The organism is Pseudomonas monteilii (assembly GCA_001534745.1).
GTDB classification, from domain to species: Bacteria; Pseudomonadota; Gammaproteobacteria; order Pseudomonadales; family Pseudomonadaceae; genus Aquipseudomonas; species Aquipseudomonas alabamensis.
The window spans coordinates 2393114-2407700 of record CP013997.1 but is presented as its reverse complement, the minus strand read 5'-3'; the positions used below and the strand labels follow the sequence as shown (position 1 = coordinate 2407700).

Sequence of the window (14587 nt, the reverse complement as noted above, 5' to 3'; positions counted from 1 at the left end):
ACCTGGGTTTCGATCCGGATTCCCCGGATCTAGAGGATCCTCAGACGGATCCGGAAGGCCCGGCCATTCCACCCCGTGATCACGAGAAGAAGGCCTGACCTCGATAGGGCGTGCACCGCAAGGGTGGCACGCCCTGTCCCGGCATCAGGTGTCGAGCTGGGTCTTGGCTTCGGCACTCTTCGCGGCTTCCACGCCCGACGACGACAGCTTGATCGGGTAGCTCACGCTGATCTCGTGGTCGTCGACGCTGACACTGCCCGCATGGATCAGGCCCTGGTCCTGCATCGTCTTGAGCATGCCCGCGACGGCTTTTTCGCCACGGTAGTTGTCGAGGATTTCCTTGCCCAGGCCCTGCGGATGGGCGTGCAGCAAGCGGGTGAGAAGTTCGGCCTGCAGTGCGTCATTGCTCATAAGTTACCTCGTGTCGATGAGTATGAAAGTCACCTAGGGTTGAACCCACCTGGGCGCCAAAGTTTTCATTTTTTTCCACACAGGAAGCTTCTCGGGCAATCCCGTTGAACGATCGTCAGACACGCAGGCTCAGAAAACACAGATGGATCTGTACAGGAGGCGCTGCATGAGCATCGAACGCACGATTCCCGAACTGGCGGCCTGGTACGCCCAGTACGACGATGTCAGTTACCGGGACGAATCCCCCGACGCCTATCACCATGAACTGATTCGCACGGCCGAGGCCTTGCGTGACGACGGCATCATCGATTGGGACGACTGGCTGACCTTCAAGGCTTTGGCCGACGCGGCACACGGCCATGCACTCGAGCGTGCGGTGCAGGCGCACGTCGACGATCCGGACGCCTGACTCCATGAAAGCCCTCAAGATCGCCACCTTCAACGTCAACGGCATTCGCCCTCGTCTGGAGGCGCTGTGCGCCTGGCTTGCCCGTGAGCAGCCGGACATCGTGTGCCTGCAGGAGCTCAAGGCAGCGGATAGCGCCTTTCCACGCGAGGCGTTGGAAAACGCTGGCTATGGCTGCCTGCACCACGGCCAGGCGGCCTGGAATGGCGTGGCGATCCTGGGGCGCGGGAGCGAGCCGCTGGAGATCCGGCGTGGCCTGCCTGGCATGGAAGACGACACGCAGAGCCGTTACCTGGAGGCGGCCGTGCAGGGCGTGGTGGTCGGTTGCCTTTACCTGCCCAACGGCAATCCGCAGCCGGGGCCGAAGTTCGACTACAAGCTGGCCTGGTTCGACTGCCTGAACCGCCATGCTCAGACGTTGTATGACAGCGAGCATCCCGTGGTGCTGGCCGGTGATTTCAATGTGGTGCCCACGGATGAAGACATCTATGACGCCGCTTCCTGGCGCAAGGACGCCTTGCTGCAGCCGCGTCACGTGAGCGGTATCGCACGTTGCTCGAGCAGGGTTGGGTCGATGCACTGCGCCAGCAGTATCCGCAGGAGCGGCTCTACACGTTCTGGGACTACTTTCGCAATCACTGGAAGCGCAACGCCGGCCTGCGCATCGATCACCTGCTGCTCAACGGCGCCGCTGCGCCGTATCTGAAGCAGGCCGGGGTCGATGCCTGGGTGCGCAACGAAGATCATCCCAGTGACCACGCGCCCGCCTGGATCGAGCTAGGCACCCGCAAGCGTCGCCTGGTCTAGGTGCGCGATTCAAGGTGGATCATGACGACCCGTCGACCATCGGACACCCCGCCACCGGACGATATCGACACCTTGCTGTCGGACCCGGTGCGGTCGGCCGCATTGTTTCGTTTGACGCTGAGCTTCATGGCCATGGTGCTGCTCACCTTCGTCGCGGTCGAAGGCTGGCGTATCTGGCGCGATTACCGGCATGCCTTCGAAAATGCCGAAGTGACCGTGTCCAACCTGGCACGGGCCACGGCGCAGCACGCTGACGATGCGATCCGCCAGGTGGATGTGGTCACGGCGGCGCTGGCCGAACGCATCGAAGGCGACGGGCTGGACAAGCTCGACCGCAAGCGCCTGCATGCCGCGCTCTATCAACAGGCGCGGATCATGCCGCAGCTGCATGGCTTGTTCGTGTACGACGCCCAGGGGCGTTGGCTGGTGACGGACAAGGATGTGATTCCCCAGGACGCCAACAATGCCGACCGGGCCTATTTCAGCTATCACCGCAACCACCGTGACCGTGGCGTGCAGATCGGCTCGGTGGTCAGGAGCCGCTCCACGGGCGACCTGATCATTCCCATCTCACGGCGCCTGGAGTATGCCGACGGGCATTTCGCCGGGGTGATACTCGGCACCATCAAGGTGGATTGGTTCGTACGCTATTACGGCGCCTTCGAGATCGACGAGCGTGGGGCCCTGGTGCTGGCCAAGCGCGACGGTACGATTCTGGTGCGTCGACCCTTCATCGCCAGCCAGGTCGGTCGCAGCCTGGTCGACAGCGAGATCTTCCGCAACCACCTGCCCTACGCCGACGAAGGCGTCACCCAGGCCCAGGCCGTGGTCGATGGTACCTGGCGGCTGTATGCCTACAAGGCACTGAGCAGTTACCCGTTGTTGGTGGAAGCGGGGCTGTCGCGCGATACGATCATGGCCCCATGGCGACACGATGTGATCAAGACCGCCATCGTGCTGCTGTTGCTGGTGTCCGGGCTTTCGGCCTTCGGCTGGGTGGTGCTGCGTCAGTTGCGCGAACGTCTGGTGCTCGAAAACGCCTTGCAGCAGGCCAACAAGGCCCTGGAAAACCTGGCGCTGTCCGACGGCCTGACCGGGCTGGGCAATCGCCGGCAGCTGGACAACGAGCTGGCCCATGAGGTCAAGCGCGCCCAGCGCCAGGGCTACCCCATCGCTGCGGTGATGCTCGACCTGGATTACTTCAAGCTCTACAACGACCACTACGGTCATCAGGCCGGTGACGCCTGCCTGCAGCGGGTAGGCGACGTCCTGCGTGCGGCGTTGAAACGACCCGCCGACCTGGCCGTGCGCTATGGGGGGGAGGAGTTTACGCTACTGCTGCCCGACACCGACCAGGCCGGTGCCGAAACCCTCGTCAATGAAGTGCTGCAAAGGGTCCGTGACCTCGACCTGGCGCACGCGGCCAGCCCCCTGGGTCGCGTCACGCTCAGTGCCGGCATTGCCGTGGTGCTGCCTGGGCACGTGGTGCCGTCGCCAGAAGCCTTGACCGGCGCGGCCGACCAGGCGCTTTATCAGGCCAAGCACCAGGGCCGGGACCGCTACTGGATCGCGGATGCCCTGTAGGGCTCAATCACTGCTCGTCGAGGTGCGCAACTGCCATTTCACGGCGCTGACGCCTGGCTCCAGGCCAAGCCGGCCTATCAGCGATTCGAGCTGAGCCGGTGCCAAGGGGCTGCCGGCGAGCTCGGCGCGCACCTCGGTGCAGGCGGGGTCCGACAAGGCTTCACTGTGCAGGGCCTGCAAACGCAGGCGTGGATCGTTCAACCCTTGCAGCATGAGGCTGCGCACGTGAATGTCTTCGCCCCGGCGGCACACCACGCGCAGGTCGAAGCGCTGTTCTTCTTCGTTGGCGGCGAGCACGTCCTGACGGTCCAGGCGCTGTGCCAGTTCCCGCAAAAGGATGTTGGCGCACAGCACCACCAGGCTGCCCAGCAACGCCTCGATCAGCAGGCCCAGGCTGCACAGCACGCCAACGGCCGCCGTGCACCACAGCGTGGCGGCCGTGTTCAGGCCACGGACGTTGAGGCCATCGCGCATGATCACGCCACCGCCGAGAAAACCGATGCCGGACACCACGTAGGCGGCGATACGCGAGGCATCACTGGGCGCCATCCCCGGTACGGCCTGGGTGGTCAGGACGAACAGACAGGCACCCGTGCTGACCAGCGCATTGGTGCGCAAACCGGTCAGCCGTTGGCGCAGTTGACGTTCGGCGCCGATCAGCGCCCCCAGAACCAGGGCCGCGCCGACGCGCAGCAGAAAAAACTTCCATTCCATGATAGACCTCACGTGCGGGCGAGCCCGCGCAGGCACCGTCGGTGACGATGCGATCGTTGAAAACGCGCGAGAGGTCAGGTGCCGCTCTCCGGTATGAGAGGGGTGTGGGCAAACGTCGGCCAGGCCAGCCGACGACACCACCGTCCAGTGCAGGCACGGGGTGGGAAGAGGCAGGGCTAGCTCGCTGTCTGGACCTGTCGCACGCGACTGGGGTAACTGTCCAATACAGGCTCCTTGTGGCTCGGTTCGAAACGGCGCGGACAATAAAGGCAGGTGTGAAAGCCGGTCAAGCCGTGAAACATGACAAAGATTTACCGTGATCCGAAGGCACAGGTCAAACCGGCAATGCTACCCTTGACGCTTTCGTCGTTCATTCACGGACCGTCCATGCTGTTCAACCTTGCCGTGCTGCTGAGCACCCTCGTGGCCATGGAGGGCGTCGGTACCTTGGCCCACAAGTACGTCATGCACGGCTGGGGCTGGTGGCTGCATCGCTCCCATCACCGCCCACATTTGGGCATGCTCGAGCCCAATGACCTGTACCTGCTGGCCCTGGCATTGATCGCCAGTGGCCTGATGCTGCTGGGCCGGTCAGGTCATCCTGCGTGGCAATGGGTCGGCCTGGGCGTGGCGGGATATGGCGTGCTCTATGTGATCTTCCATGATGGGCTATTCCACCGGCATTGGCCGCGCCGTCGCGTGCCCCTGAGTGGTTATGTACGCCGACTGCACCTGGCGCACCGGCTGCACCACCGCGGTCCGGTGCACGGCAAGGGTGTGTCGTTCGGCTTCTTCTATGCGCCGCCCCTGGCGGTTCTACGGCGTCAGCTCAGAGCGCAGCGCCGTGCTGCGCAGGCGACCTCTTCGGTGCCAGGATATCGGCCCCTGGCGGGCGGCGCCCTGCACGAGCGCTAGGCCAGGTAGGGACGCGTGTCCTGAAAGGACGGGCGCTGCCCGAGCGCGGTACACAGCGCCGTGAGCCTGGGCACCGCCGGCACCCAGGGCGCGTCATCGAACCGAAACCGCACCGCCTCGAGCAGCACCACGACCAGGGTCTGCAGCAGGCTGGGCGTGCCGCCTTCGAAGGACGCGGGTGGTTGCGCCTCGAGCCGGCGCAGGGCCTCGGCCAATCCCTCGCGTCGCCGCACGCCTACGGGCGACTCATCGAAATCCGCCCGCGAGCGTCGGCCGATGATGAGGGAGGCGAACGCTTCCAGGGCCACGAAAGCCATGGCGGTCTGGGCCGTCTCGGTGGCCGAGACCGGCGGCAGGGCGCGCTCAGGGTAGGCAGACTCCAGGTACTGCACGATCATCAGGCTGTGACTGATGGCGACCCCCTGGTCGATCAGCACCGGCACCTTGCAGGCAGGATTGGCCTCCCGCAGGGCCGGCGGCGGCGACCACGGATCGACCAGGACCGTTTCATGCGCAAGCTGCTTCTCCTGCAGCAGGATCCGTACGAGACGTGCGAAAGGGGACGTGGAGCTGATGAACAGTTGCATGAGGGCAGGCCGGGTCATTGAAAGCGGGTCGCCATCATCCGTAGCCTGTCCGTGCTTGTAAACCCGTGTCGCTTGCGTGGAGCCATGCAAAGCCGTCCTGCCACACGGACACGTTCAGTCTCTGCGTGACGCCGGTGTTCGCGGCGACAGCGTCAAGGTATCGTGGGCACTTTCCCGATGCACGAGCCTGCCATGCCTGACTTCACACCAACCGTTTTCCTGCGCGGTACCCGCCTGTGTCCTGCACGACGAAGCCGATTCGTGCCGGCCAGGCCGTTTCCATGACCGGTGTGCTGATCCTGGCGCTGGTCCCGGTCGCTCTGCTGATCGCCCTGGGCGTCGTGCTGCGCCGCAGTGGCTGGATCGCCGACGCCTTCTGGCCCCAGGCGGAAAGGCTCGGCTACTACGTGCTGTTGCCGACCTTGCTCTTCCATGGCCTGGCCACGGCGCGGCTGGACGGGGTGCCGATCGGGCGTCTGATGGGCGTGCTGGTGGTCGCCACCACGCTGGTCGCAGCGGTGTTGTGGGCAGCGCGCCGATGGTTGCCCTTCGACGATCCAGGCTTCACCTCCGTCTTCCAGGGCGGCGTGCGTTTCAACAACTATGTCGGTGTGTCGGCCGCCGCCGGTCTGTTCGGGGCCCATGGCATCGCCCTGGCCGCGGTGGCCAATGCCGCCATCGTGCCGACGGTGAACATCCTCTGCGTGCTGGTGTTCGCCCGCTATGGCGCGGGCGGGCGAACCCACTGGCGTGGCGTGCTCAAGCAGATGATGGTGAACCCGCTGCTGCTTGCCTGCGCGCTGGGCGGTGCGTTCCGGCTCTTCGAGGCTCCCTTGCCACCCGGCCTGGAACCGGCGCTCAAGGCACTGGGGCAGGCTTCCTTGCCCGTGGGCCTGCTGTGCATCGGCGCTGCCTTGAACCTGTCCAATGTCAGCCAGTGGCTGGCGCCGATCGCCGTGTCGTCCGGCTTCAAGTTCCTGCTGATGCCCCTGGTCACCGTCGTGCTCTGCCGGCTGTTCGGGCTCCAAGGCGATGCGGCGATGGCCGCGCTGGTGTTCCAGGCGCTGCCCACGGCATCCTCGGCCTACATCATGGCGCGCCAGCTGGGCGGCGATGCGCCCCTGATGGCCGGGATCACCGCCGGGCAGACCCTGCTTGCCGCACTGGCGCTGCCTGCGGTCATGGCCGCCGCGTTCTACGTGATGTGAGGGCCCGTGCAAGGCCGGTGGCGGCTTCACGGGCGGAACGCCTGCCGCGCGCGACCGGTCCACTGCACGTCCTTTCATAGCCAGGAGATCCCTCATGTCCTATCCCGAGCGCATGCGCCGCGTCGAGATCGATCACCCAGGCGGGCCGGAAGTGCTCACGCTGACCGAGGCCGATACGCCGGCACCGCAGGCGAACGAAGTACTGATCCGCGTGCACGCCGCTGGCATCAATCGCCCGGACGTGCTGCAACGTGCCGGTGCCTACCCGATGAAGCCTGGCATGAGCCCGGCGCCTGGGTTGGAAGTGGCCGGTGAAGTGGTCGCCGTCGGGCCGGACGCCACGCGGTTCAAGGTCGGCGACACGGTCTGCGCGCTGACCAATGGCGGCGGTTACGCCGAATACTGCACGGTCGTCGAGACCCAGGTGCTGCCGGTGCCGGCCGGTGTGAACATGATCGAGGCCGCGGCGATCCCGGAGACCTTCTTCACCGTCTGGGCCAATCTGTTCCAGCTGGGCCAGGCCCGCGAGGGCGAGACCGTGCTGGTGCACGGCGGTACCAGCGGCATCGGCACCACGGCGCTGATGCTCTGCGCCGCACTCGGGGTCAAAGCGTTCGCCACGGCCGGCAGCGAGGCCAAGTGCGAGCGTATCCGCGCGCTGGGCGCCGAGGCCATCAACTACCACGAGGTGGATTTCGCCGACGCCATCGCCAAGGCGACCCAGGACAAGGGCGTGGATGCGATTCTCGACATCATGGGTGGCAGCTACTTCGAGCGTAACGTGGCAGCCCTGGCGCGGCGTGGCCGGCTGGTGATCATCGGCACCCTGGGCGGCGGTACGATCGACGGGTTCAAGCTGATGAAGCTGCTCGACAAACAGGCCCATGTGACCGGCTCGATGATGCGCTCGCGCAGCGCCGAGGAGAAGGCCGCCATCGCCCAGAGCCTGGAAACCCATGTCTGGCCGCTGCTGGCGCAGGGGCAGTGCCGCCCCCTCATCGACCAGGTGTTCGCCTTGAGCGAAGCGAGCCAGGCCCATGCGCGCATGGAGGAGGGCTCGCACATCGGCAAGATCGTGCTCGAGGTGATCAAGGACGATGGAGGCCACGAAAAAGCCTGATGAGCAATAAGGTACCGCGCTGAGGCGAGCTACCGGTGGTGAGTGGGCCGACGCCATCGCGGGCAAGCCCGCTCCCACAAGCTGCTTGCGCAGTGATGCCTATATTGATGGCTGCAGAGGTCTGGGTGGGAGCTGGCTTGCCAGCGATAAGGCCCTGCCAGGCGCCGCATGCGGCCGGGCACGTACCGAGTAGAAAAGACAGTTGCTCCCACACTGTTCGCGCCATTCTGTGAGAGCAGCGATATGGCGTCCGCTCCGTCGCCGGCAAGCCCCATACGGACGAGAGTATTTCCACCGGTCAGTACTACAACCCAATCAAGGTCTCACGAACGACCCGCCTTGCTCAAAACTCATTCTTGGGCAAGTGGAACACCGGCACGTTGCCTCCTTTGACCCGGCTCAACGTCAGGGTCAAGGTGCTGTACTCGATGCCGCGTTCGGTCTTCTTCTCGGTCAGTGTCAGCGCCTGCGAGCGCGAGCGTTGGCCGTTGCGCAGGTCCTGGTACCGCACATCGTACTGACCCGGCTGCACGTTCTTCATGGTGAACGTGCCATGGGCCGGTACGTAGATCTGCCGGGCCGTGCGCGGTGTGTCGCCGGCCAGCGACACCAGTTTGACCAGCATGTCCGCATCGTTGGCGCGGTTGTCGATGGTGACCTGGCAATACCCGGCCGTGCGCGTCTGCGCTTCACCCTTGAGGTAGCCGGCGCCTTGTGGCCAGGGCTGACCGTTCGGGGCGCGCTGGGGCATGGTGTAGGCCGGTTGCGCAGGCAGGCTGAGCGACGGCTGAGGCGCGACGGCCGGCACCTGTACGGAATACCGATCGCTCGCGTCAGGCACGGCCTTGGGCGTGTCGAACACCGTCGTGGCCAGGACGAAGCTGAGGGCAGCGATCCCCAGGCCCATGGCCGCGGCATGGAGCGGGAACAGCGGGTTGAGGATCCGCCAGCTGTTCTTCAGCGGCGCTGCCGGGGCCGCAGGCTGCAAGGCGTCGAGAAAGGTCTTGAGCCGGATCCGCAGGTCGTCGCGCTCGTGCATCAACCCGGTCTGACGCGACGTCGGCCGGATCTTCGCACAGAACTTCAGTGCCTCGCTGGCCACGGCGTAGGCGATGTCGTGCCGGCCCTTGGTGTGGAAGTAGTTGGCCTGATAGGCCAGCAGCCGGGTGTTGTCCAGCGCCGGCTGATCGCCACCGAGCATGTTCTCGAACAGGGCCTGCAGCGAGTACATCGGCCCCCAGGGCACCGCCCACCAACCCAGCAGCCAGGTGGTGGCCGAGGCCTTGAGCGCCAGACGCCGGGCACAGTCGCTGCAGAAAATGCCCGCGATCGGCTTGCGCATCGTCAGCAGCAGAAAGCTCCTGACCGAACGCAGCACCACCACACGCGGCTGCGCCGAGACCTTGGCGCAGCGCGAGCAGCGCACCGGCTCAGGCTCGACCTTGGCCGTGCGCGACGCCTTGGGAGGCGGTTGCTGCCGGGCGCGCGCATCGTAGGCGGCGCGGGTGACCGGGTCGGACAAGGTCGCGAAGGCGTCGTTGAGGGTCTGGAACTGCGGTGTGGTGTCCTGACCCGGATTGCGGTCCGGGTGCAGGGCCATGGCCTGTCGGCGGTAAGCGTTCTTGATGTCTTGCGGTGTGGCACCCGGTTGCAACCCGAGCAGTTGGTAGTAACCCAGAGGGTCGTTGGCGCTCATTCACCGTCCCATTACGCTGTGCGTCGACTGGCTATTCTACTGCAATGCGCTCAGGCCAGCGCGTACCGGCCGGCGCCTGGCCCGGGGCGTACTCCGGGCCAGGACGTCGGTCCTGTGCCTACCGAACCTTGAACATCGCGACTTTTTCAGTCAGTCGATCGGCCAGTTCGGTCAATTCTTGACTGGCGGACGCCACCTGCAGCGAGCCGCTGGCCGACTGCACCGTCGAGCCATGGATCCGGTTGAGGTTCTGCGCCACGTCCTCGGCCACCGCGCTCTGCTGCACGGCCGCGCTGGCGATCTGTGCGTTCATCGCGTTCAGCGCGCCCACCTCCTGGCTGATGCGCGCCAAGGCCTGCTGGGCGTCGCGGGTCTGGGTGACGGTCGAGTCCGCCAGCTCGCAGCTGTTTCGCATCGTCCGGCTGGCGGTCTCGGTACCGCTTTGCAGGGCGCTGATCATCTCGCGAATCTCTTCGGTCGACTGCTGCGTACGGTTGGCCAGCGAGCGCACCTCGTCGGCCACCACGGCAAACCCACGACCATGCTCACCGGCACGGGCCGCCTCGATCGCCGCGTTCAGGGCCAGCAGGTTGGTCTGCGAGGCGATCGAGTTGATCACGTCGATCACCGTTTCGATCCGTTCGCCCTGGCGCGAGACCTGCTCGACGGTCTCGGTGGTGTCGGCCAGGGTCGTGGCCAGTTGCTCGATGGCCGTGGTGGTGCCCGCCACCAGACGGTTGCCCTGTTCGACTTCCTGGTCCGCCTGGCGCGTCGCTTCGGCGGCCTGGGCCGCGTAGCCGGAGACTTCGCTGACCGTGGCGGCCATCTGCGCGATGGCGGTGGCAACCTGCTCGGTCTCGCGGGTCTGCAGGCCGATCTGCTCGTTGTTGGCGCTGGAGGTCTGCGACAGCTGGCCGGAGGAGCGGTTGACTTCCTGGGCCGCGAGGCGGACCTGGGCGATGGTGTCGGCCAGACGCTCCTGAGCGGTCTTGAGCACGCCCATGACGCTGTTGGGGTAGCGCGTGGCCAGTGGTTGGCACAGATCGCCCGCCGCCAGCCGCTCGATGGCCTGGCCAACGTCGGTCGGTTCGGCGCCCAACGTCGCGCGGACGAAGCGCATGATCACCATGGCCAGCAGAACGCTGAGAATCAGTGCCACACCGGTCGCCCCGAGCATGAGCCCGCGGAACTGGCTGGCGGTGGACTGCACGTCGGCCAGCTGTTGCTTGATGGACGCTTCTTCGTGGTCGATCAGCGCATTCACACGGTCGAGCCACTCGCTGTAGTCGGCCGAGGTCTCGCGCAGCAGCAGGGCCTGGGCACCGGCGATGTCGCCGGCGCGGCGCAGGTCGAGCACGGCCTTGGACGAGGCGAGGGTACGTGCCTCGATCGCCTTGATCGCTTGCAGCAGTTGCTGCTCCTGGGCCGACACACCGCGCGCCGCGAACAGCTGGTCCATGGGGCCGGCAGATTCGGTGTACGCATTTTCCAGGGTGGTCATTTCGTTCAGGTGGCGGGCCAGGTCGCGATCGTTGTCGACCAGCACGGCATCGCGGATGGCGATGGCCCGGTTGTGCACGCTGCCGCGGAAGTTGATCGCGTAGCGCTGGATCTTGGCCGCGTTTTCACTGACATGCTCCAGCGTCGAATCGATGAACCCGACCCGTTGGATACCGACAGCCGTGACCAGAACGAGCAGCGAGACGATGGCGGCGAAGCCAAGGCCGATACGGGTGGCGAGGGGGAGTGATCTGTTCATGCCTGGAAAACCTGAAGGACGTGTGAAGGTGCCGGGCCGAGAAGTGGCATAAAGCCAGATAATGGCAAAGCGATAGTACGTACTGACCATGCCGCGTGCGAATTGATCCTTCGCACTGTGACGATAGGGGGAGGCTATGTGGAGAAAGAGGATGGAGGAGGTGCGTGGGAAAGGCAGGACCTGGATCTGAAAAGCGGCGGTTTACTCTGGAGGCGTGTGCAGTAGGTTGAGCAAAGCGCTATCAAAGCAGGCTTTTCTGATACGAAGGCGTCGCTGGTTTCATGGCCCCTGCGGGGCCAATCGCGGCACAGGGGCCGCTCCTACACCCTTAGCCACACCGCGATGAGGCAGAGTACGGCGATCTGTGTGGGAGCCACGGCGTTGCAGACCATCGCGGTTCCTGTAGGAGCGACCCCTGTGTCGCGATTGGCCCCGCAGGGGCCACAGAGCCAACAACGCTTATCTTTCAGACAAACTTGCCTCGATATCGCGCAAGCTTCTTGCAATGGCACCCGCTCACCGCTGATAAGCCCTGCCATAATACCGTTCCAACCGCGCCTGCAGCAGCTCCATGGCCATCGACAGCACCCAGTAGATGACCGCCGCTGTCGTCAGCATCTCCAGGTAACGGTAGCTCGAGCGCCCGTAGGACTGGGCCAGGAACATGACCTCCCAGACCCCCATCACCGAGATCAGCGACGAGTCCTTGAGCATCGAGATGAACTGGTTGGCGGTCGGCGGGATGATCACCCGCATGGCCTGGGGCAGGGTCACATGGCAGAAGATCTGCGCCGGTCGCAGGCCCAGGGCCAGGGCGGCCTCGCGTTGCCCCTGGGCCACGCCGAGGATGCCGGCACGGAAGATCTCGCTCAGATAGGCGCCGTAATTGAGCGACAAGGCGAGAATCCCCGCGCTGATCGCCCCCGGCACCACGCCGATCTGCGGCAGGCCCAGGTAGATCAGCAGGATCTGGATCAGCAGCGGCGTACCCCGGAAGAACGAGGTGTAGAAGCTGGCCACGCCCACCAGTACCGCACTGCGCGACAATCGCGCCAAGGCCACGGCAAAACCCAGCAGCACCGAAGCGGCGATCGAGCACAGGCACAGGAACACGGTCAGCGCCGCACCTTGCAAGAAGCCGTTGGGCCCCAGGCGCAGGCCGGCCAGGTTGGGGAATTTCTCCAGGATGATCGAGAACTTCAGGTCGAAGCTCAGGAAGAACATCACGAACACCGCGAACAGCGCCAACCAGGTCAGGCACAGCCGTGCACGAAAACCGAACAGCCGCGCCGCACGTGCGGCGGGCTTGGAGGAGGGAGGTACACTCATTTGCTGATGTCGGCGCCGATCCATTTCTGCGACAGCGCCGCCAGGGTGCCGTCGGCCTTGAGCGCGGCGAACACCTCACGCAGCTTGGCATCCCACTCGGGGTCGCCTTTCTCGATGGCTACCGAGTTGGGCTCCTCATACAGCGGAGCGCCCGCGAGCTTGAAGCGTTTGTCCTGGTTCAGGCGCGGCTGCGCGGTCACCAGGTTGGTGAGCACCGCGTCCAACCGCACGCCTGCACCCAGGCCCAGGTCCTGGAAGGCCACGTTGTCGGTGTCGTAGGGGGCGGCCTGCACGACGTCGAACGGATACTCGAGCTGGGTGTCCTCGGCGCCTTCGATCACCAGGTTCTTGTTCAGGTAGCTTTCGTAGCTCGACGCGCTGGTCAGGCCGACCTTGCGGCCGTTCAGGTCCTTGGCCGAGTGGATGCGGTCATCCTGGGCGTTGACCACGATCACCGCGGGCGAAGCGTAGTATTGCACCGGGAAGTCAAAGACCTCGGCGCGTGCCTTGCTCGGGGTCATCGAGCAGATGCACACATCGTAGCGGCCGCTCCAGCGACCCGCCGCGATGACGTCCCAGGACGGCGTTTCCAGGCGCAGCTTCACACCCAGTTTCTCGGCCACGGCCTTGGCCACGTCGACGTCAAACCCGTCGAGTTGGTTCTGGTCGTTCAGGAACGAGAAGGGCGGGTAGCTTTCCATCAGCACGTTGACCATTTCCTTGCGCGACTCGACCCGGTCGAGGGTCGCGCCCGCATGGGCCTGCGAGGCGACGGCGAACAGAACGAGCCCAGTGCTCAGCAAGGAAGAAAGACGCATGTAACCACCTGAAAGTTTGGCTAAAAATGAATTTGGCTATTTAATAGTTATAAACGCACTGTACCTAGTGAATTTTATTCATAAGCACCTTCAGAGTAGTTATATGAAACAGCGAGCGATGGTCATTCTCGACGGTGGCATGGGCCGTGAACTGCAGCGCAGCGGTGCGCCATTTCGGCAACCCGAATGGTCGGCCCTGGCCCTGACCGAAGCACCAGACGCGGTGGTGGGCGTGCATACGTCCTATATCGAAGCCGGTGCACGGGTGATCACCAGCAACAGCTATGCCGTGGTGCCGTTTCACATCGGTGAGGCGCGTTTTGCCCAGGAAGGCCAGCAACTGGCGGACACGGCAGGGCGTCTGGCGCGCACGGCGGCCGATGCCAGCGTGCACGCGGTGCAGGTCGCCGGATCGCTGCCGCCCTTGTTCGGCTCGTACCGCCCGGACCTGTTCGAGCCGGCGCGCGTCGCCGAAGTGGTGACGCCGCTGGTCGAGGGCCTGTCGCCGCATGTGGACCTGTGGTTGCTGGAAACCCAGAGCGCCGTCGAGGAAGTGCGCGCCATCCACGGCCATCTGCCCGAGGATGGCAAGCCTCGCTGGGTCTCGTTCACCCTCCAGGACGAAGACACCGACGACACCCCGCGCCTGCGTTCCGGTCAACCGGTAGCCGAGGCGGTCGAGGCCGTGGCCGCGCTGGGTGTTGAGACGGTGCTGTTCAACTGCAGCCAGCCGGAGGTCATCGGTGGGGCGGTCGACGCGGCACGTGCGGTGATCGAACGGCTGAACGCCGACATCGCCCTGGGGGCCTACGCCAACGCCTTCCCGCCCCAGCCCAAGGAAGCGAAGGCCAACGACGGCCTGGACGAACTGCGCGAAGACCTGGACCCACCGGGGTACCTCACCTGGGCACAAGCCTGGCGTGCCCAGGGCGCCAGCGTGATCGGCGGGTGCTGCGGGATCGGGCCGGAGCACATCGCGCAGTTGAGCCACGGGTTGCGCTAGGTCGCAGCGGGTGTAGCGGCGCCTGGGCCTTGTAGTCCGACGGGCCGACGCAACCTTGTGTTGGAGCGGGCTTGCCCGCGATGCAGGCGGTGACGGACCGGACGCTATCGCGGGCAAGCCCGCTCCCATACAGGCGGCTTTGCCATCGTGCGATTGCCTGCTTGAAAGGGGCACCTGTGAGAGCTGGCTTGCCAGCGATAGGGCCTGTTCATCCACTTCAGGGCTGACAG

Annotated in this window: 13 protein-coding genes and 1 pseudogene; 7 read left to right on the top strand and 7 right to left on the bottom strand. The window is 65.2% G+C overall.

Going from position 1 to position 14587, the window contains the following annotated elements:
* Positions 1–144: 144 nt before the first annotated feature.
* Positions 145–411 (bottom strand): hypothetical protein, encoded by a 267-nt coding sequence (locus tag APT63_10310; GenBank protein ID AMA45987.1) that lies wholly within the window; start codon positions 409–411, stop codon positions 145–147.
* A 166-nt stretch (positions 412–577) separates the two neighbouring features.
* On the opposite strand from APT63_10310, the gene APT63_10305 reads away from it, so the two are divergent.
* From APT63_10305 to APT63_10295, 3 genes and pseudogenes are all read left to right on the top strand, one after another.
* Positions 578–820, top strand: coding sequence for a hypothetical protein (locus tag APT63_10305; GenBank protein AMA45986.1), 243 nt, complete (start codon positions 578–580; stop codon positions 818–820).
* 4 nt (positions 821–824) lie between these two features.
* Positions 825–1624: pseudogene (locus APT63_10300) on the top strand (exodeoxyribonuclease III).
* A 21-nt stretch (positions 1625–1645) separates the two neighbouring features.
* Positions 1646–3208, top strand: a complete 1563-nt coding sequence (locus APT63_10295) for a diguanylate cyclase (GenBank protein AMA45985.1) — start codon at positions 1646–1648, stop codon at positions 3206–3208.
* 3 nt (positions 3209–3211) lie between these two features.
* Here APT63_10295 and APT63_10290 read toward each other — a convergent pair whose 3' ends face one another.
* Positions 3212–3922, bottom strand: a complete 711-nt coding sequence (locus tag APT63_10290; protein AMA45984.1) for a hypothetical protein — start codon at positions 3920–3922, stop codon at positions 3212–3214.
* Between the two features lie 387 nt (positions 3923–4309).
* Between APT63_10290 and APT63_10285 the strand changes: the two genes are divergently transcribed.
* Positions 4310–4837: a beta-carotene hydroxylase gene (locus tag APT63_10285; protein ID AMA45983.1), complete on the top strand. Its 528-nt coding sequence runs from the start codon at positions 4310–4312 to the stop codon at positions 4835–4837.
* On the opposite strand, the gene APT63_10280 is transcribed toward APT63_10285, so the two are convergent.
* Positions 4834–5424 (bottom strand): hypothetical protein, encoded by a 591-nt coding sequence (locus APT63_10280; GenBank protein ID AMA45982.1) that lies wholly within the window; start codon positions 5422–5424, stop codon positions 4834–4836. The two genes, APT63_10285 and APT63_10280, sit on opposite strands and share 4 nt — an antisense overlap.
* Before the next feature lie 281 nt (positions 5425–5705).
* Here APT63_10280 and APT63_10275 point away from each other — a divergent pair, with 281 nt between their 5' ends.
* Together APT63_10275 and APT63_10270 are read left to right on the top strand one after the other, a co-directional pair.
* Positions 5706–6632: a transporter gene (locus APT63_10275; GenBank protein AMA45981.1), complete on the top strand. Its 927-nt coding sequence runs from the start codon at positions 5706–5708 to the stop codon at positions 6630–6632.
* A 94-nt stretch (positions 6633–6726) separates the two neighbouring features.
* Complete coding sequence (locus APT63_10270) at positions 6727–7752, top strand: NAD(P)H-quinone oxidoreductase (GenBank protein AMA45980.1); 1026 nt, start codon at positions 6727–6729, stop codon at positions 7750–7752.
* 343 nt (positions 7753–8095) lie between these two features.
* On the opposite strand, the gene APT63_10265 is transcribed toward APT63_10270, so the two are convergent.
* The 4 genes from APT63_10265 to APT63_10250 all read right to left on the bottom strand — a co-directional run bounded on the left by APT63_10265 (position 8096) and on the right by APT63_10250 (position 13354).
* Positions 8096–9448: a hypothetical protein gene (locus APT63_10265; GenBank protein AMA45979.1), complete on the bottom strand. Its 1353-nt coding sequence runs from the start codon at positions 9446–9448 to the stop codon at positions 8096–8098.
* Between the two features lie 118 nt (positions 9449–9566).
* The gene (locus tag APT63_10260; GenBank protein AMA45978.1) at positions 9567–11207 is read right to left on the bottom strand and encodes a chemotaxis protein; all 1641 of its coding nucleotides are present in this window, start codon (positions 11205–11207) and stop codon (positions 9567–9569) included.
* A 516-nt stretch (positions 11208–11723) separates the two neighbouring features.
* On the bottom strand, positions 11724–12536 hold the full coding sequence (locus APT63_10255) for an amino acid ABC transporter permease (protein AMA45977.1): 813 nt from the start codon (positions 12534–12536) through the stop codon (positions 11724–11726).
* On the bottom strand, positions 12533–13354 hold the full coding sequence (locus APT63_10250) for an amino acid ABC transporter substrate-binding protein (protein ID AMA45976.1): 822 nt from the start codon (positions 13352–13354) through the stop codon (positions 12533–12535). The genes APT63_10255 and APT63_10250 overlap by 4 nt, the downstream gene beginning before the upstream one ends.
* A gap of 103 nt (positions 13355–13457) precedes the next feature.
* Here APT63_10250 and APT63_10245 point away from each other — a divergent pair, with 103 nt between their 5' ends.
* On the top strand, positions 13458–14357 hold the full coding sequence (locus tag APT63_10245) for a homocysteine methyltransferase (protein ID AMA45975.1): 900 nt from the start codon (positions 13458–13460) through the stop codon (positions 14355–14357).
* Positions 14358–14587: the final 230 nt, after the last annotated feature.